This is a genomic window from Erythrobacter sp. JB1-4 (assembly GCF_057365025.1).
Genome location: NZ_CP200292.1, coordinates 1,424,480 through 1,442,972, shown reverse-complemented (window position 1 = coordinate 1,442,972; position 18,493 = coordinate 1,424,480). Strand labels below are relative to the sequence as shown.

Annotated in this window: 18 protein-coding genes and 1 pseudogene; 8 read left to right on the top strand and 11 right to left on the bottom strand. The window is 56.7% G+C overall.

Annotated features, from left to right (window positions below):
• Positions 1–7: 7 nt before the first annotated feature.
• Complete coding sequence (locus tag AC0V61_RS06475; RefSeq protein ID WP_486156450.1) at positions 8–283, top strand: hypothetical protein; 276 nt, start codon at positions 8–10, stop codon at positions 281–283.
• On the opposite strand, the gene AC0V61_RS06470 is transcribed toward AC0V61_RS06475, so the two are convergent.
• The 5 genes from AC0V61_RS06470 to AC0V61_RS06450 form a co-directional block, all read right to left on the bottom strand.
• Positions 280–1,194 carry an alpha/beta fold hydrolase gene (locus tag AC0V61_RS06470; protein WP_486156449.1) on the bottom strand — a complete coding sequence of 305 codons (915 nt, stop codon included), beginning with the start codon at positions 1,192–1,194 and terminating at the stop codon, positions 280–282. The genes AC0V61_RS06475 and AC0V61_RS06470 overlap by 4 nt on opposite strands.
• 15 nt (positions 1,195–1,209) lie before the next feature.
• Positions 1,210–1,965: a hypothetical protein gene (locus AC0V61_RS06465; protein ID WP_486156448.1), complete on the bottom strand. Its 756-nt coding sequence runs from the start codon at positions 1,963–1,965 to the stop codon at positions 1,210–1,212.
• 4 nt (positions 1,966–1,969) lie between these two features.
• Positions 1,970–2,908 (bottom strand): TraB/GumN family protein, encoded by a 939-nt coding sequence (locus AC0V61_RS06460; RefSeq protein ID WP_486156447.1) that lies wholly within the window; start codon positions 2,906–2,908, stop codon positions 1,970–1,972.
• Positions 2,909–2,997: 89 nt separating this feature from the next.
• On the bottom strand, positions 2,998–4,611 hold the full coding sequence (gene nadB, locus AC0V61_RS06455) for an L-aspartate oxidase (protein ID WP_486156446.1): 1,614 nt from the start codon (positions 4,609–4,611) through the stop codon (positions 2,998–3,000).
• A gap of 425 nt (positions 4,612–5,036) precedes the next feature.
• Positions 5,037–5,987, bottom strand: coding sequence for an ABC transporter ATP-binding protein (locus AC0V61_RS06450; RefSeq protein ID WP_486156445.1), 951 nt, complete (start codon positions 5,985–5,987; stop codon positions 5,037–5,039).
• A gap of 148 nt (positions 5,988–6,135) precedes the next feature.
• Between AC0V61_RS06450 and AC0V61_RS06445 the strand changes: the two genes are divergently transcribed.
• From AC0V61_RS06445 to AC0V61_RS06435, 3 genes are all read left to right on the top strand, one after another.
• Positions 6,136–6,342: a zinc-finger domain-containing protein gene (locus AC0V61_RS06445; protein WP_486156444.1), complete on the top strand. Its 207-nt coding sequence runs from the start codon at positions 6,136–6,138 to the stop codon at positions 6,340–6,342.
• Positions 6,343–6,421: 79 nt separating this feature from the next.
• The gene (locus tag AC0V61_RS06440; RefSeq protein ID WP_486156443.1) at positions 6,422–6,967 is read left to right on the top strand and encodes a DUF4402 domain-containing protein; all 546 of its coding nucleotides are present in this window, start codon (positions 6,422–6,424) and stop codon (positions 6,965–6,967) included.
• Positions 6,968–7,069: 102 nt separating this feature from the next.
• Entirely contained in the window at positions 7,070–7,519 is a 450-nt protein-coding gene (locus AC0V61_RS06435; RefSeq protein ID WP_486156442.1) for a hypothetical protein, read from the top strand.
• Positions 7,520–8,128: 609 nt separating this feature from the next.
• Here AC0V61_RS06435 and AC0V61_RS06430 read toward each other — a convergent pair.
• The gene (locus AC0V61_RS06430) at positions 8,129–9,154 is read right to left on the bottom strand and encodes an NAD(P)H-dependent flavin oxidoreductase (protein ID WP_486159467.1); all 1,026 of its coding nucleotides are present in this window, start codon (positions 9,152–9,154) and stop codon (positions 8,129–8,131) included.
• A gap of 90 nt (positions 9,155–9,244) precedes the next feature.
• Between AC0V61_RS06430 and AC0V61_RS06425 the strand changes: the two genes are divergently transcribed.
• Genes AC0V61_RS06425 through gloA form a run of 3 tightly spaced genes read left to right on the top strand, consistent with a single transcriptional unit; the run spans position 9,245 to position 11,244 of the window.
• On the top strand, positions 9,245–9,721 hold the full coding sequence (locus AC0V61_RS06425) for a hypothetical protein (RefSeq protein WP_486156441.1): 477 nt from the start codon (positions 9,245–9,247) through the stop codon (positions 9,719–9,721).
• 10 nt (positions 9,722–9,731) lie between these two features.
• Positions 9,732–10,697, top strand: coding sequence for an oxidoreductase (locus AC0V61_RS06420; RefSeq protein ID WP_486156440.1), 966 nt, complete (start codon positions 9,732–9,734; stop codon positions 10,695–10,697).
• Between the two features lie 58 nt (positions 10,698–10,755).
• Complete coding sequence (gene gloA / locus AC0V61_RS06415) at positions 10,756–11,244, top strand: lactoylglutathione lyase (protein ID WP_486156439.1); 489 nt, start codon at positions 10,756–10,758, stop codon at positions 11,242–11,244.
• 2 nt (positions 11,245–11,246) lie between these two features.
• Here gloA and AC0V61_RS06410 read toward each other — a convergent pair whose 3' ends face one another.
• The 5 genes and pseudogenes from AC0V61_RS06410 to AC0V61_RS06390 form a co-directional block, all read right to left on the bottom strand.
• Positions 11,247–11,945, bottom strand: a complete 699-nt coding sequence (locus tag AC0V61_RS06410; RefSeq protein WP_486156438.1) for an endonuclease III domain-containing protein — start codon at positions 11,943–11,945, stop codon at positions 11,247–11,249.
• The gene (locus AC0V61_RS06405) at positions 11,935–12,384 is read right to left on the bottom strand and encodes a hypothetical protein (RefSeq protein ID WP_486156437.1); all 450 of its coding nucleotides are present in this window, start codon (positions 12,382–12,384) and stop codon (positions 11,935–11,937) included. The genes AC0V61_RS06410 and AC0V61_RS06405 overlap by 11 nt, the downstream gene beginning before the upstream one ends.
• An 18-nt stretch (positions 12,385–12,402) precedes the next feature.
• Positions 12,403–13,020, bottom strand: coding sequence for a YceI family protein (locus AC0V61_RS06400; RefSeq protein WP_486156436.1), 618 nt, complete (start codon positions 13,018–13,020; stop codon positions 12,403–12,405).
• 114 nt (positions 13,021–13,134) lie between these two features.
• Positions 13,135–14,709, bottom strand: coding sequence for a glutamine-hydrolyzing GMP synthase (gene guaA / locus AC0V61_RS06395; protein ID WP_486156435.1), 1,575 nt, complete (start codon positions 14,707–14,709; stop codon positions 13,135–13,137).
• Between the two features lie 1,008 nt (positions 14,710–15,717).
• Positions 15,718–17,282: pseudogene (locus AC0V61_RS06390) on the bottom strand (class I adenylate-forming enzyme family protein).
• Between the two features lie 154 nt (positions 17,283–17,436).
• Between AC0V61_RS06390 and AC0V61_RS06385 the strand changes: the two are divergent.
• The gene (locus AC0V61_RS06385) at positions 17,437–18,450 is read left to right on the top strand and encodes a PIG-L family deacetylase (RefSeq protein ID WP_486156434.1); all 1,014 of its coding nucleotides are present in this window, start codon (positions 17,437–17,439) and stop codon (positions 18,448–18,450) included.
• Positions 18,451–18,493: the final 43 nt, after the last annotated feature.

The window sequence follows — 18,493 nt, the reverse complement described above, 5'->3', positions numbered from 1 at the left end:
AGGGGTCATGAGTGTGGATCGAATACTGACAGCGGCAATCACATTCGCCGATCGGCACGAGCGCGCGATCAATTACATTAGCGGTGCGTGGTTCGTTTTTTCGACCGCCTCGTGGATGCCGTTTTTCCCTTTCCCGGAAATCCCCTACGTCACTGACCGAAACTTCTGGGTGTCCTCAGCGATTTGGAACACTGTGTGGTGGGGCTTTGCGCATCCGGTGATCACAAACCACCGCGAAAAACTCAAATCCGCCGAAAAGCAAGACGAGCTCCCGGGCGACTAAGCCGCCTCGCGCGCTTTCTCACTAACCGACCGCGCGTGGCTAGCGACCTCAGCTGCCAGTGGCTCGATAAGCTCAAGCGGAAGATCGTGGCCCCATCCAGGGAACGTCACCAGCTTTGCACCTGCAATATGCTTGGCGGTGTCTTCGCCGCCTGCAAGCTTTACAAGCGGATCGTCCTCACCATGGAGCACCAGTGTAGGAGCAGTGACCGATCCAAGGCGCGAACGGCGGCACCCATCATCGATGATTGCGGCGAGCTGGCGCGGGAGGCCGGGCGGGTACACGCTGCGGCGGACCGATTTGATCGTCCGTTCACGCACGCGTTCAGGATCCGGCGGATAGCCGGGTGAACCGATGTTCTTCGCGATGTTGAAACCGTGGATCACCAAATCTTCCTCGTCGAGTGACTTGGGCTTTGCGACCAGTGCTTCCATCGCTTGCTTCTCTGCCATCGGCAGCGAGCTGTTGCCGGTTGTCGACATGATCGAGGTGAGCGAGAGCAGCCTATCGGGGTGATTGATGGCAACCAGCTGAGCAATCATCCCGCCCATGCTCGCGCCCACCACATGCGCCTTATCAATGCCGAGAGCTGTCAGAAGGCCCACCGCATCATCCGCCATGCTTTCCAGCGTATACGGGACCTTTGCCGGCCACCCGATGCGCTTGCGGATGACCTGCCATGCAGGGCTTGGCGCTGAGGCCCCTTCGAATTTTTGCGACAGACCAATATCGCGGTTGTCATAGCGGATAACCCGGAAACCATGGCCCACGAGTGCTTCCACCAGCTCATCAGGCCACAAGGTCATCTGCGCCCCCAGCCCCATCACCAGAAGGATCGTCTCATGGGCAGGATCACCATGCTCGTCGTAAAAAAGCTCAATCCCGGTGTTGGGCGTAGTGATGGTGGGCATATTTACTCCGCACGATTATTCTTGTGCGTTCGCTGATACCAACACTTCTTCGCCCAAAACAAGCAGGCTTGTTGGCTCCAGCCCATCCTCATCCACGCATGTCATCCTAACGAGATAGACCGGCTGCGGCTCAAGCGGCGTGTTCCCTACACCGCCAAATGCATATTCGCAGGGCTTTGAGTGCGCGAGGCGCTCTGAGATATACTCACGCGTCGTCATCTGCCGGTTGCGCGGGTAATCGGGGATATCGGCGGCAAGCTGGCGGATAGCGCTTTGCCTGTATATTTGTGCCGCCTCTTTGGTGACGACGAAATCGGTAAGCTGGGGATAGGCGAACATGATGGCATCGGGACCAGATTCCTGAGGCCGGGGCTGCACCTTGGGGCGGCGACTTGCAAGAGACTGCCACAGTACCCCCTCACGCTCGGCCAAAATCGCAAAGGGATCGGCCTTTCGTGCGGTGGGCAGATACTCAAGCTTCTGCGTCTCATCATCGCCGTCTTCGCTAAACTGGGTGGTGATTGTCGCCGAGCTGATGTGCCACGTGGTCTGTTCCGCAGTCGTGAGGGAAATGGCCACGAGAAAGGTTTCGAGCCGCGTCTCATAATAAGAGCCCATATTGTCGAAGGTGGTGCGAAGGACGAAGAGCTCGTCTTGGCTGATGCCGAAAGCTTCCTCATTGATTTGGATGAAAGTTTCCGGTGTCGCTTTGGCTGGCGGCGCAAAAACGAGGCCCAAAACGGCGCCGCAAAGGGCGATCAACTTGTTCAACCGGCTACCCTCCCATTTTTCCGCGCCATTCAGGCCCACCGATAAGGAAATCCTTGGCCTCCAGCTGATCGAGCACGCCCTCCGGTTCCGCCAACACGCGCAAGGGCACCACGGCAAGCGTGACGCCGCTCTCCTGTGAAGCTTCAGAGATCATGTTCACCCATTGTCCGCGAATTTCATCGCCAAGGTCATCATCTGCCCATGGCCAACAAGTCCCAAGCGCGATTTCCAGCGGGTTGTCCATAACCGCAGGGATATCGAAGCTGCGCCAGTCATCGCCGCGTTTTTCGATGATCGGTTGTCCCGCTTCGGTCGCGCCCATCGCCGCCTCAAGGCACGGGATATGACTTTCAGGCGGAGCGTCGGCGAGATTGTCGAGCAGGTCTTCGCCCCGGAAACGTTCGGGCCGGGTGATGGGCACATCAGCTTTGTTTGCGGCCTTCTTCACGATGTCGGTCGCGTCTTTGACCGTGTCGTCATCGAAATCGAGACGGCGGGCGAGCAGGTCAAAGCTTGTCATCAGGAACGAGCGGCGATCGTAATCGATGTCATATTCGGCTTCGAGCGCAGCAAGGCGGGCGCGTTGCTCTGCGCTGAGATATTCAGCCGCCACCGTCTTATTGGGCAGTTTTGTGAATTTGCCTCCGCTGAAAATCAGCCGGAAGGCATCACCGGGCGAGAATTTTGGCGCTGCGCGCAGGATGACACGGTCGGCTTCTTTGGTGGCTTCCTCCAAGCGGTCCGGAAACCATGGCGTCGATTTGGGCACTGCGCGAATTTCGCCAACAAGGATGACAGTGCCTGTATCGGTGTCAATCGTCCACATGGGCGCACCAGAACGCTGAGCGGTGACGACGATGGTGTTCTGGGTCGTGGGTTCTTGGGCGGTGAGCGGGACGGAGGCTGTAATCGCTAGAAAAGCCAGTAGGGGAATTTTGCGCATGGCGACCATGTAGTGCCTCGCGTCTGCATCGCCAATGAACCGCCCGGGTCCCCTCTTTTTGCGGGGATGACATTGAGCGCGGGCTGGGTTTAAGGCACCAACACCGTATCTCTCACGGACGTCTTCAGCTCCGGATAATCGAGCGTATAATGCAGCCCCCGGCTCTCTTTACGGCGCAGCGCGGATTGCACGATCAGCTCGGCGGATTGCAAGAGGTTCCGCAGCTCAATGAGGTCGGTCGTGACAACAAAACTGCCGTAATATTCCTCAACCTCTTGGCGCAGGAGAGCAATGCGATTGGCGGCGCGCTCCAGGCGCTTGGTGGTGCGAACAATGCCGACATAGTTCCACATAAAGCGGCGGATTTCGGTCCAGTTTTGCTTGATCACGACCTGCTCGTCCGAATCCGACACACGGCTTTCATCCCATGGGAGGATGGCAGGGGGATCAGGCAGTTCATCCCACATGGTGAGGATATCCGAAGCAGCCGCTTCGCCAAAGACAAAGCATTCAAGCAGACTGTTGGACGCAAGGCGGTTCGCACCGTGGAGCCCGCTTTCGGTGCACTCGCCCGCTGCCCAAAGGCCGGGGAGGTCGGTGCGCGCAAACAAGTCCACCACGATCCCACCACAGGTGTAGTGCTGCGCGGGGACCACAGGGATAGGCTCTTTGGTCATATCAATGCCAAGGCCTGAAAGCTTCTCATGGATCGTCGGGAAGTGCTCACGCACAAATTCAGGCGGCTGGTGGCTGATATCAAGGTGCACATAGTCGAGGCCATACCGCTTGATCTGATCGTCAATTGCGCGCGCGACCACATCGCGGGGCGCCAGTTCCATCCGGTCCGCGTCATATTCGGTCATAAAGCGCGCGCCTGTCTCAGGGTGCTTCAAATGCCCGCCTTCGCCGCGCACGGCCTCTGTGATGAGGAAGTTTTTGACTTCAAGATTATAAAGGCACGTGGGGTGGAATTGCATCATCTCCATATTGGAAACCCGCGCGCCTGCCCGCCATGCCATTGCAATACCGTCACCGGTCGCGCCGCGCGGGGCAGTCGAGAATTGGTACACTCGGCCAGCGCCGCCTGCGGCTAAGATCGTTGCACGCGCAACGTGTCGCTCGACCCAGCCGGTGCTCTCGTTGAGCGCATAAACGCCCCAGACATGCCCCCCGCCCGAATACCGCTCCCGGTTCCGGTCGGTGATAAGATCAATCGCGGTGCGCCCGCCCAGCATGGTGATATTGGGGTTCGCCTTCGCCGCGTTCAGAAGCGCCTCTTGAACGGCCCATCCGGTCGCATCATCGACATGGACAATCCGGCGATGCGAGTGCCCGCCTTCGCGTGTCAGGTGCAGATCACCCGAATCCTTATTGAACGGCACGCCAAGTTCCACCAGCCGGTCAATGCTCTCAGGCGCGCGCTCGATGACGAATTCCACCGCCTCGCGGTCGTTGAGACCAGCGCCTGCGACCATCGTATCGCGGACATGGTTTTCGAATGTGTCACCGGCGTCCAGGACCGCTGCAATCCCGCCTTGCGCCCATGCGGTAGAGCCGCCGGTGAGCGAGCCCTTAGCCAACACAAGCACGCGCAGCCGCGTGGCAAGCTCCAACGCTGCGGTCAGCCCCGCCGCTCCGGAGCCGATGATAATCACGTCGTATGCGCTTCTAGGCGCATCGCTAATGTCAGTGCGTTCAGCCATAGGAAACGCTTTGGCGTCCCTGCCAAGTGTTAGCAAGTCTGGTGTGATGCACGTAAACATGGCGATCATTGCCATGTTTTAACCGGGAGCTAGTGATGGGGCGGTTCCAAAGCATCTTATTGATACACCTAGGGGAAGCTGGCTAAGCCCCATCCGACTTATGCAGCACTAACATGCCGTTACTATCCTTTAACCACGCAAATCTCACTGCGTGGCTTAGGCGAGGGGTGTGGGATCGTTCACAGTGGAGATTTTCCATGTCGATGATGTCACCCGTTTCCTGCCTGTTTGGTCACCACAAGCCCAACCACAACCGAGTGCGATGGGATGGGAGGAGTTATTATGGCAGATGCCGATATTGCGGCGCGAAGATTGAGCACATCTCACGCAGAAATTGGCGCGCGCTCCCGGTCTAGGGTGAGGGCTTAGGCACTGCTCGCGGTAAGTTGCACAAAGACGTCCTCAAGGTCTGCTTCGCGGGTGGTGACGTCTTCAATCGTGAGACCTTGTGCTTGCAAGATGCCCAGCACTTGGCCGGCGTTCATCTCATCCTTGTCATAGGTGATCTCAACCCCGCGCTCTCCCATGAGTTCAACCTTATGAAACGCCTCATGGGTGGGTGCGACTGTGAGGTCATTTGCAACTGTCACCTCGACGATTTTCTCGCGCGCCATATCGACAAGCTCGCGCGTTGGCTTATGCGCGATAAGCTCGCCGTGATTGATGATCGCAATCTCGTCGCAAAGCTCCTCAGCCTCCTCAAGATAGTGCGTGGTAAGAACGATGGTGACGCCTTCATTGTTGAGCTCTTGCACCAAATCCCAAAGCTGACGGCGCAGCTCCACATCAACCCCGGCGGTCGGCTCATCAAGCACCAGAATGGGCGGGGAATGCACCATGGCTTTTGCCACCAAAAGCCGCCTTTTCATGCCCCCTGAAAGCGTTCGCGCATAAGCGTTGCGCTTGTCGGCGAGCCGCACAGCTTCAAGCAGCTCCTCGCTGCGACGGTCGCCTTTGCCGATCCCGTAAAAGCCGCCCTGATTTTCAAGCACTTCATAGGGAGTGAAGAACGGGTCGAACACGATTTCCTGAGGCACAATCCCGATCGCGCGGCTCGCATTGCGGCGCTGCGTGTCGATATCAAAGCCCCAGATTTCAGCGGTGCCACTGGTTTTGTTCACCAGGCCTGCAAGCGTATTGATCAGCGTGGACTTGCCAGCACCATTTGGGCCAAGCAGGCCGAAGATCGAGCCCTCAGGCACATCAAAGCTCACCCCATTAAGAGCAAGTTTTCCTTCTGCATCTGCGCCTTTTGCACCTTTTGGCGGTGCGTAGCGTTTCACGAGGTTGTTGATGCTGATTGCAGGTGGTTTCATGGGGTAACGCCATAAAGATAGGGCGCGCAGCTGCAAGGGGTCTTTCGCTTTCGAACGCTGTCAAAAACGGGTCATTTGTCAGGCCCGTTCAAATAGGGTGACCTACCCATTGAAATGCGTCGGCGCCCGCAGTAATCTCCCGCCTGCCATGACAATCACAGCGCAAGAAATCATCACAGTCGATACCCGCCGCGTTTCGTGCGACGGGGCAAGCTCCATCCGCGGGGGCAAAAACTATCGCCCGGCGGCCCTTGGACATCCCTTGGTCTACATGGAAATCGATGAGACCGGATTTGTCGATTGCGGCTATTGCGATAGGCGCTTTGTTTTGCGCGGTGGCCCTGCTGACGGCTGATTCAGCCCGCTGACATTTCAAACTAATTTAAGATTTGGTCTCTAATCCTCTCCCTTCGAAGACGGTTAGGCCAAATTTGATGCAAAGTTGGACAAAAATCACTGTGCTTTTGAGCGCCCTCTTCGCCTTCATGGCGATGCCAAGCGGCGTGCATGCGCAAGAGGTGGAACCCAGCGACGCACAGGCGTTTCTCGTCACACCGTTGAGCTTTCAAAAAGAACTCGACCTTACGTTCGGCACCGTTTTCCCAGGCAATACGGACGGTGTTGTGGTGATGGATTCGGCCGGGAATATCGCGACAACCGGCGGTATTGTTCAGGTTGATGGGACGCAGCAGCCTGCGCGTTTCGCAGGTTTTGGCGCATTTAATCAGACCGTTTTAATCAATGTTGACGCAACGTCGTACATCTTAACGCGTAATGGTGGCACCCAGACCCTCTTGATGGATACGCTGCTGATCGGAAGCCGCCCTCCCATCATCATCAATACCAATCCTCGCCGTTTCCGGATTGCGAACCCCGATGGGTTTTTCTTCTTCACGATTGCAGGCCGCCTGCAAGTGCCAGCAAACACAATCCCCGGCACATACGAGGGGGAATTTACGGTCACGCTCGAATATGAGTGACTTGCGAGCTCGCGTTATAAACTTCTCAAGCCAGGCCGTCTGGTCAGCCCATGTTCAGCGATTGGCTCGCATTCAAGAGCCGAGGGCTTAGAGGAGATTGTTATGATTCGGACATTCAAACCCCATTTGGGTCTCTCATCAGGTCTTGCTGCGCTAGCGCTCTTGGGCGCATCTACACTTGCTGCGCAAGAAAGTTCTGACGAAGCTGCAGAAGATATGACCAAAGGCGAAGCGGAGCTTGCAGAGATGCTTGAGGGCCGCGTTGCTGGTGAACCACAAGATTGCATCCGCGATTTTCGAAACAATCGGATGCGTACAATTGATGATACGGCCTATGTCTACGGGCGTGGGCGCACAATCTATGTGCAGCGCACCCGGGACCCGGGTGATATTGATGACGATGACGTTCTGGTGATCCGCCGATTTGGAAGCACGCAGCTGTGCCGTTTGGACTTCATCACAACGGTTGACCGGTTTAGCGGGTTTTTCACCGGCGGGGTGCAGTTCGACAAGTTTGTGCCTTACACTCGGGTGGAAGAAGACGCTTCATAACCCGGTGTAACCGGCAGACATCGGCCTGCGTTTGGCTTCCTCCTTGGGGGCGCCCCTGGGGCTTCATCCCTTTGCCGGCAGTCGACTTCTGAAAGCGGGTACTGCGCACCAGGCTTGTCCCAGACGGCGGCTTGCAGACGGATCGCTCTTGCCTGCGCTCTCACAGTTTCAACCGGGGGCATATCGTCAAAGATATGCGGGCGTTTTGAGCGGGGCTTTGCCGGTTTAGCCAATTCGCTGCGTTTCAGTGCATGCTTAAATGGCGCTTGCGTTTGCCCATGCTGAGCTGTGCGGGGACTAGTGCGCGATTGCCTCCCAGCGATCCAGCCTGCCAAGCCAGTGCCCACAAGGGAAAAAAGCCAGAGGCTTGCGATAGTGAATGCCGCCATTGTGCAACCTCCTTGCAGGCGCTTGTTTGCGCTGGATGAAGGGGGCGTACCGCAAAAAATGCGCCTGCGAATCCGCAAGGCTACGTAGTCCCACGATCAGCAGAGACTCGAATGGTCAGTGATTACGCAATGTGACTCAGTAAGGCTACAGAATCGGGCAGGTCCTGATGCCGATGCACCGACCTGCCCGCTTCCTAACGTATCATCGAAACCCTTGAGCTTACGCGGCCTGCATGCTGTTCATGCGACCAAGGATTGTCTCGGCCTCGCTCATGATGCTGTCGATCAGCTCCTGACAGGTTGGGATATCGTTGATGAGGCCTGCAACCATCCCGCAGCTCCACGCGCCTTTGTCCATTTCACCGTCTTGCATGATCGAGGGGTAGACGCCCGCAACCTCTGGCAAGATGTCTTGGATAGTCAGGGTATCGCCCAAGTCTTTTTCCTTCTGCAAAAGACGCTCAACCCCGGCATTGTTCAAAACGCGCTCAGTGTTGCGAAGCGGGCGCATCACAAGGCGCGTATCGAGCTCGCTCGCCTCGACAATGGCGCGCTTCACATTTTCATGAACCGGGGCCTCTTTGGTAGCGATAAAACGCGTGCCCATGTTCATGCCCTGCGCACCCATGGCAAGCGATGCCACGAGGCTGCGACCATCGGCCATGCCGCCGGACGAAACAAACGGGATTTCCAGCTCGTCTGCTGCGCGCGGCAGGAGGATGAAGTTGGGAACATCGTCTTCGCCCGGGTGCCCGCCGCACTCAAAACCATCAACGCTCACCGCGTCGCAGCCGATGGCCTGCGCTTTCAAAGAGTGGCGCACGCTGGTGCATTTGTGGATGACCTTGATCCCAGCATCTTTAAGCGCCGGCAGCACTTCTTGCGGGTTGCGGCCTGCGGTCTCGACCACTTTGACGCCGCCTTCGATGATGACTTTAACAAGGCCGGGATAATCGGGCGGGGTAAGGCTGGGCAGAAAGGTAAGGTTCACGCCAAACGGCTTGTCGGTCATTTCCTTGCAACGCGCAATTTCATTAGCGAGCTTTTCAGGGGTCCCTTGAGTGAGCCCGGTGATGATGCCAAGTCCGCCTGCATTGGAAACAGCCGCTGCCATCTCGGCAAAACCGACATAGTGCATGCCGCCTTGGATAATCGGATGCTCAATGCCAAACATTTCGGTGATGGCGGTTTTCATATGCGTATCCTTCCCGTGTGGTTTGCTATTTGCCTTGGCAAAAAGCCCAATATAGGCTCCAGTGCAAGCATGCTTTTTGACAGTCGACGAGGTGACGCAGCGCGACGTAACGGCAAGTCTTGTGATGATGAGGAGAGGCAGATGACCAAAGCAGTGATTGCAAAGCCCAAATCAACCGACCTTTTTGTCGCGAGCCTTGCTGCAACAGGGTTGGTATACGCGGTAGGTATCTGTCTGATCGCCGTGCTTGTGGGATTGACCAGCCCGTCTGGCGGGCTCCGTGATGCATTTGTATTTCTTGGCTTCTTTCTCACTATTGGCCTGTTTGCGGCATCTCTCGTCAGCTTTCTGGTGGTTGCCCCGCTTGGTACGGCTTGGGGCCGACTGATGTTGCGCTTCACACCGCCTGCTTGGTGGCAAGGACCAGCCACTGGGCTTTTGGTTGCCCTGACATTGGTGATGGGCACGCTTGTGCCGTTCCAACTGGCGGGAGAGCCGCTTGATCTTGGGACATTTGCTGTGGCTGGTGTTCCTGTGGCCTTAGCCCCATTTGCTGGCGCGTTTGTGCAACAGCGCATTCTGCATTGGCCCGGCACGTTGCCTGCAAAGAGCTTTTAGGAGAGTGCACTTGGTATCGCCCCAGACCCCGATCGCCTCGCCTTTTGGATACCGTTCCACCGCGCGTGAAGTGGTCGAAGGCATCGATCTTACGGGCAAGCGTGTTTTGGTGACTGGCGGTTATTCAGGCATTGGAACTGAGACGGTGCGCGCTTTGGCTGGCGCAGGGGCGAGCGTGATTGTCGGGGCAAGGCGGCCTGCCCAAGCACGCGACATCCTTTCCGATATGGAAGGCGAGATCATTATCCTATCGCTGGATTTGTCCGATCCTGCCTCGATAGATGCCTTTGCTGTCAGCGTAGCCGAACACTTCACAAGGCTGGATATTCTCATCAACAATGCCGCCATCATGGCAAGCCCGCTGATGCGCGATGCGCGCGGGTTTGAGATGCAGTTTGCGACCAATCACCTCGGGCATTTTCAGCTTACTGAAAGGCTCTGGCCTTTGCTGAAAAGAGCCGATGGGGCACGCGTCGTGTGCTTGTCCTCGATAGGGCACCGCTTAAACGGGCTCGATCTGGATGATCTTAACTGGAATGCGCGCGAATATGCGAAATGGCCCGCCTATGGCGCGGCCAAGAGCGCAAATGCTTTGTTTGCCCTACACTTGGATAAGCTTGGCGCACCGCACGGTGTCCGCGCTTTTGCCGTGCATCCTGGCGGCATCGCAACCCCGCTGCAGCGCCACCTCACGATGGATGAGCAAAAAGCGATGGGCTGGTACGATGACGAGGGCAACACGCATGAAGCCTTCAAATCGACCGAAGAGGGCGCATCGACCAGCGTTTGGTGCGCTGTCTCGCCTTTGCTTGAAGGCATGGGCGGCGTGTATTGTGAGAATTGCAATGTAGGCGCCATGGCGGATGAAAACACACCGGCGGGGTCAGGGGTCTTTCCGCACATTCGCGATGAAGAGCTTGCGGGCAATCTTTGGACGAAATCGCAAGAGCTGACAGGCGTAACGTTTTCGGCGTAGGGCTCTTTCAAAGAACCATCTGCCTGACTGTAATTACTGACCCAAAGGACCCTCCCCAATGGCTGCTAACCCTCACGGCTTTACTCTCAACCACACAATGTTGCGGATCAAGGACCCGGATGCGGCCCTTGCGTTTTATTGCGGTGTGCTTGGCATGACATTGCTGCGTAAGGTCGACGTCGAGATGGCAGAATTCTCGCTCTACTTCCTCGGCTTCATCGATAGCGAGGACGAGGTTCCCGAAGACCCTAAAGAGGCTATGCAATACGTCTTCTCACGCCAAGGGGTGCTGGAACTCACTCACAATTGGGGCACTGAGGAAGAAGAGGGCGCAGTCTATCACGATGGGAATGCAGAGCCCCGCGGTTTTGGCCATATCGCGCTTGATGTACCCGATTTTGAAGCGGCGATTGCGCATTTTGATGAGGCAGGCGTCGAATATCAAAAACGCCCCGAAGACGGCGCAATGAGGCACATTGCCTTTATCAAAGACCCCGATGGATATTGGGTCGAGATCCTGAGCGCCAAGATGATGGCGGGGATGTGAGGCTAGGCCTTGCCGGTCGCGCAGTCCCTGCGAGTTGGGCACCCATCACACAGAGGTGCACGAGGCCTGCAAAAGGTCTGACCCAGCTTTTTCAGCAGCAAATGGTGCTCGTCCATATCGGCGGCCGACCACTCTGACGGGACAATCGGCATAAGCGCGTCATAGGTTTTCGCCGTATCTGCCTTTGGCGGGACAATTCCCATACGCTGCATGATCCTGCGGTGGTGTCCGTCGATGACCATAGCTTTGCGGTCGAAGGTGCTCGCGTTCATAACCCCTGCGGAATTTTTGCGCGCAACACCTGGCAACATCTCGAGCCAAGCCATGGCCTCTTCAAGCGGGAGATTGGAGAGGTGGGTAAGGCTTACTGTGCCCCTCTGGGCGATGATTGTTTGCAGACAAGCTTTTAGGCGCTTTGCCGCAACAAAAGGAAAGCTCTGGCGCTGGAGCCGCTCTTCCAAAGCCTCTTCTGAAAGCTCTGCAACCGCCTCCCAAGAACCGAATTCGGCCAACAAGCCGTCCGTGGAAGCATTTGAGGCGGCAGTTTTTGTTTGCGCTCCGATAACGCCGTGGACCAGCACCCACTCCGGGCCCCGGCGTTTGTCAGCAGGTCGAACAATCCGGCCAAAGCGAGCGATGAGCGCCTTTTGAGAGCGGCGCAGAACATCCGTACGATGGTCGCTGCCAAGGTCAAGCTGCATCGTGAGCTGCCGGAAACCAGACCTTATGGGCGTATGTCCCGGCAATAGCGCCGGAAACGCAAAGGATGGCGAAATTCACAAAGGGTATGCCAAAGGCTCCGTTCTCGCCCATGCCAAATAGATCCATAACCAGAAGAAACCAGCCATAGCCAAACGCTATCACAACGCCGCCTAAGACCGATTTCCAGCGCTCATAATGGTCATTATCAAACAGCCAGTCATGCAAAATGCCAAAGGGCATGATCAATAAAGCAACAGTGAGTTGGATCACCACCCATTCGAAGGGAAGCCAGAAGAATTCCCACCCTTGAGATGCTTTATCGATCGCGACCGCAACGCGCCATGCTCCAAACAGGATCCAAATCGTCAGGACGGCATATTTCGAGCCCTCAAACGAGCGTTCTTCGCTGTATTCCAGATTTCGAGGAGGTCCACTCATTTGGCGGGTGGCGTGATCCTATCGCTCAAACGCGATTGAAAAACTCACCGGTACAGCGGGCGTGATGGAATCAAGTCCAGCAATCTCCTGCAACTGCGCCAATCCATCGGTCAGCTCAAGCGCGCTGGCATAGACCACCACAGGCTTATCAGTCACAGCCAAGATGCGATCTTCGCCCGCTCTGGTGACCGTTACCTCGGCGTCAAAAGACGCCTCAGCACCCTTGAGTGAGACCGTCGTATCAAGAGTGGTTTGCAAGCTTTCGCCAACGCCAAGCGCTTCGAATGCCGCAGGGTCAACTTGAGCTGTCACCGTCGCTGTGGGGTTGTCAGCCACAACGAAAAAGATATCGCGCATGCGTTCATCACGAATGTCGACGAGCGTGGAAACAGAAGCCAGATCGATCTCAATCGCGGCCAAGCCATCTTCGCTCACCGAGCCTGACAGCTTCTCGAATGTGTTGACCTCCGCGATTTCGCCTTGCTTGACCGATACATAGGATAACTCGGACGCATCGCTATCGAGGGTCCATTCGCTGCCGGTAACCGAAGGCGCCTGTGCCGGCGCACCGGAGCAAGCGGCGGTGGCCAAGACGGTCATGGCTGCAATGCTAATGGTCAAAAGAGGGCGGCGCATATCGAATTGTCCTTTGGGTCTGTTTCGGTCCAGATGTAATAACAAGACCTCAGTCATATGATAAATGGTGTTTTCAGCACAGTCTGGTGAGGAAATTCGATTGCATGCGTGCAATCATTCCCATTCAATCGTGCCCGGCGGTTTGGACGTATAGTCATAGACAACGCGGTTAATCCCCTGAACCTCGTTTACAATCCGGGTTGCAACTTGTGTCAGGAAGCTTGCATCGAAGGGGTAGACATCTGCTGTCATACCATCGGTGCTGGTCACCGCACGAAGACCGCAAACGCTGTCATAGGTGCGGCCATCGCCCATCACGCCCACGGTCTTGACGGGGAGAAGGACCGCAAAGGCCTGCCAGATGGCATCATAAAGCCCAGCATTGCGGATTTCTTCAAGGTAGATCGCATCAGCCTTGCGCAGGATATCGCAGCGTTCTTTGGTGACCTCGCCTGGAATGCGGATCGCAAGGCCGGGGCCGGGGAAGGGGTGACGGCCCACGAAAGCTTCCGGCAGCCCCAACTCGCGGCCAAGATCGCGCACCTCATCTTTGAAGAGTTCACGCAAAGGCTCAACCAGTTGCATATTCATGCGCTCTGGCAAGCCTCCAACATTGTGGTGGCTCTTGATAGTCACGCTCGGGCCGCCGGTGAAGCTGACGCTTTCGATAACGTCAGGATAAAGGGTGCCCTGTGCCAAGAAGTCCGCGCCGCCAACTTTCTTGGCTTCCGCCTCGAACAGATCGATGAACGCTGCGCCAATGAACTTGCGCTTTTTCTCAGGGTCGGTGACGCCGGACAGGCCGGCAAGGAAGGTTTCCTCGGCATCCACGGCGACAAGCGGAATATTGTAATGGTCACGGAACAGAGAGACGACTTGCTCAGTTTCGTTGAGGCGCATCAGGCCATGATCGACGTAAACGCAGGTTAGTTGATCGCCGATCGCCTCGTGGATTAGGACGGCTGCGACGGCGCTATCGACCCCGCCGGACAGCCCGCAAATCACTCGGCCAGAACCGACCTGCGCGCGGATTTCCTCGATCTTCGTTTTGCGAAATTCAGCCATGGTCCAATCGCCCTTAAGGCCGCAGACATGGCGCACGAAGTTGGCAAGCAGTTTGCCACCATCGGGTGTGTGGACCACCTCCGGGTGGAACTGCGTGCCATAGAACTTGCGCTTCTCATCGGCGATGACCGCAAATGGTGCGCCATCCGAAGTTGCAACGATTTCAAATCCGGGAGCGAACTCGGTGACCTTGTCCCCGTGGCTCATCCAAACCTGGTGGCGTTCGCCCTCTTTCCAAAGTCCATCGAATAAAGCGCACTCGCTGGTTACGGTGAGATAGGCACGGCCAAATTCGCCGCCCTCCCCCGTTTCGTGGCCCGGACGCACTTCGCCGCCCAGTTGGTGGCTCATGACCTGTTGGCCGTAACAAATGCCAAGGATGGGGATGCCTGCCTCGAAGAAACTCTGCGGTGCGCGCGGGCTGTCTTCGTCGGGCACACTTGCAGGAGAGCCTGACAAGATAATGCCCTTTGGGTTCATCCGGCGAAACGCGTCTTCAGCCATGCTAAAGGGCGCTATTTCCGAATAGACGCCCGCCTCGCGCACGCGGCGTGCGATGAGCTGTGTCACTTGGCTGCCGAAATCGACGATGAGGATCGAATCTGGGAGATGGTCTGCTTGCATGGATCGCGCGTTACGTCAGTGCGCGGCATACTGTCCAGCGGGCTCATTGCGAAGAGCTTGTCCTATCTACAGCAAGGGGGGCTGAGAACAGGCGGCGTCCGTTTTGGTCATTGGTGCGTAATTTCGAACACCGCCCACACTGTTCGCAGGCGCATTAATTCACTGCTGCAGTGCAGCACATTCGTGTCGGAATGTCGCAAATTCGACTTAATGCCCACGCTGCATTGCGGCATCAGGGCGGCTGTCACGGCCAGCAAATTGCAAAAAACGCAATCTCTTTGACGATTTTGTCATTTGTGTTTCATACAATCGAACGCCAATTGGGGTGCAGCGCCGGTGAGCCAGTCTCTTCTCTCTCCAAACTGGTTCGGTGCTGATGATGAAGCCCTTGGTTTCCCCGAACCGACTTCATCAGCCTGCCCGCCAAATGGTTGGTGGCCGTATGTGTGGTAACTGTGACAGGTTAGGTGGCTTCCAGCACCTCACCCCTGGGATCCGGATACCACTTAAACAGCGTAACCCATACGCTGAGGCTGCTAGCTTTTGATCGGCTTAGACCTGTAAGCGCTTCTCCCGAGGCGCTGGGATCATAAGGTCTGACGATCGAGGCGGCGCTGCAGACGGATGGCCCTTTGAGGTCAACCCGTGTGCTAGCGAGACGCGGCCACCACTCTCTCCCTCTCCCAATGGTGGCCGCGTCTCCAATCTTTTTAGGCGCGAACCTCCGCCTGTCGCCCCACCGAGAAAATCTATCAGTGTGCGTAGGTATTCCAATCGGGGTTCGCGTTATATTGTTTCGCGTCATGCACTATATATGTCGCGAAGGCGGGCCCCTCTCCCCTCTAGCCCCCGCCCAGGAACCCAAGATATGCGTAGCTTTGCACACAACGCGGTCGCTATGGTTTTCGCGCTTGCTCTTAGCGGTGCGACTTTCAATGCTTTGATCGTTTAATCTAATTCGGCCGGGCTTTTTCCGCAGAGAAATGGCCCGGCCTTTTAGGTTTCAGATTAAGTCGCGCCGTCTTCGATCTTGGCCGCTGCGATGTCGCGCAATTCGCTTTTCAAAAGTTTGCCGATATGGCTACGCGGCATTTCTTCGATTGCAAACAGTGCCGAAAGACGCTGTGTCTTGCCAAGCCGCGCGTTCACGCTCGCAAGAATGTCCCCGGTGGCGCGAGCCCCCTGCCTAACACCACAAAGCCAACCGGTGTCTCGCCCCAAGCGCGCGATGGAACACCCACGACAGCTGCTTCCAACACGTCATCCTCGCGCTCAAGCTCTGCTTCGAGATCGCTGGGATAAATGTTAAAGCCGCCTGAAATGATCATATCTTTGGCGCGGCCAACAAGTTCGACAAAACCGTCTTCATCGACGCGCGCGATATCGCCCATCCGCATCCAAACACCTCCATCGGCGTCAACATATTGCGCTTCGCTGGTTTTGTCGGGGCGGTTTTTATAGCCGCTCATCATGGTGTGAGAGCGTCCAATGAGGTTGCCCGGTGTACCGGGTGGCACTTCATTGTCGTCACCATCAAGCACTTTGAGCTCGCTTCCAGGGGCCGGCCGTCCGACGGTATGGAGTTTGTTGGGGAACTCATGGGCTTGGAGAAGGCACACGACGCCGCCTTCTGTCATCGAGTAAATCTCGATAAGGCCCCCTGGCATCCGCTTTAACACTTCGCGTTTAAGCTCTGCGGAAAATGGGGCCGAGGTGCAGTATTTCAGGATCAGCGATGACAAATCGTGATCGTCAAACTGGGGGAAATCCATGAGACGTTGGTATTGCACCGGCACCAACATGGTGATCGTCGCGGCGTCACTTTGTGCATGAGCCAGCCAGCGTGCGCAATCGAACTTGCCCATCACCCGCACGGTGCCGCCTGCAAGCAGGACGGGCAAAAACCCCACCATCGTTGTGTTCGAATAGAGCGGCGTTGAGGCGAGTGACCGAACTGGAATGCCGGCATCCAGATATGACACCGCCGTCGAACCAAACTGTAGCCAGCGCATCTTATGCGAGTGGACTATACCCTTAGGGACACCGGTCGTGCCGCTGGAATAGATAATGTTGAAGGGATCGCCGGGCTGAGGCTCAAAATCAGGGGCAAGGCTTCCCGCAGGCGCCATCCATGTGCCGATCTCTTCGAGCGGCACGCGGACCATCTCTGACATAAAATCAGCGCCCAATTCCGCCGCCTTACCTGCATCAATGAACAAATGACGTGCACCTGAATCCTTTGCCATGCCTTCAAGCTGTTCGGGTGAGGCGCTTGTCGTTAGCGGTGCAGCGACCCCGCCTGCGCGCACAGCTGCCAAAAAGACCAACGCATAGTTGACGCTGCTTGTGCCCAGGATGGCCACTGATTGGCCTTTCTCCAGCCCTGTCTCAATAAGGCGCGCAGCCAGTCTCTCGACCTCTCCGATCAGCTCTGCCCATGCGACATCTCGGGTGTCATCGACGATTGCGATGGCATCGGGTTGGGCTCGTGCCCATTTGCGCAAAATCTCCGGAAAAGAACCGAATGGCTCGTTAAGCGCGGCGTTGATAACCTGTTTTGCATCGTCAAGCATAATGACGAAGGACAATAGGGCCCGCAGCAGCATCAGCAAGTTCTTGTAAGAAACACCTTCAAAAATAAGCGAGGCGCTTGGTGTGCATTTCTTTACGCAATTCTCGCAAGAGCGATAGCTAAGGCTTTGGTGCCGCCAGGGTGAGGAGAATTCAATGGCAATCGCAACCGTAGTGGCAACCGCAATGGCAATCGAAATATCGGGGGCTTGGCCCAAGATATACAAATCACTTGTGCTGGGCGTAGGGCTTGCCGTTAGCGTGCCCGCTTTGGCGCAAAGCGATCAAGACGCAACCATTGTAGGCGGGCAAGAAGTTCTCGAAGACGGGCAAGTCGTCACAAGGATTTTGCCCGGCAATCGGCCTGATGTCCTGGTGCCGCAAGTCCTGGTGCCGCAAGAGAACCAAAATGGCGAAGAGACGGCCCCAAGCCTCGCGGTGGATCCCAATGTCCCTTCTGCCCTCGTCATTGTTTCGCACCCCGACGACGAGCTGATCTTGGCCCCGGTTTTGGCAAGAATTGCGAGAGAAAACGGGGAAGTCATATTGGTCTTTGCGACCAGCGGTGATGCAGGCCCGGGCAACAGCGGCCTTGATAAGGGCGCACAGCTTGCACAATTGCGGGAAAATGAAGCGCGGTGCGCTGCTTTTGCCTTGGGCCTTGAAGAACCGATTTTCTGGGGGTTTGCGGATGGCGCTTTGGCTGATGAGGCGCGCAACACCGAGGCGACCATGCGCGATATGGGTGAGCGAATTGCAGGTCTGATCGCGCTCCATAAACCCACGGTTGTCATGACATGGGGCCCCGATGGCGGATATGGCCATGCAGACCACCGCATGACGAGCAGCGCTGTCACCCAAGTGGTGCAAGCCATGGGTCCTGGGCGGCCCGATCTTCTTTACGCCGCTTTCCCAGACGAGGGTCAAGACGGTGATGAGGGCGCTCGATCGCAGGTGCCCGGCTTTGAAGCTTGGGCGCGAACTCATCCCACTTTGGTAACCGACCGCATAGCTTATGAAGTGCCCGATCTTAATGCCACGATCGCCGCTGTGGGCTGTTATGAGAGCCAGCTCAACGCCGATGTTAGACAGGTGCTGGCAGGCATGCTGCATGAGCGGGTCTGGCGTGGACAAGTGGCGTTTCGCCTCGCCTTTGCGCGCCAAAGATAGATCTAGGCTTCTGCATAGTGGAAAAGCTCCAGTAAGGGGCCTC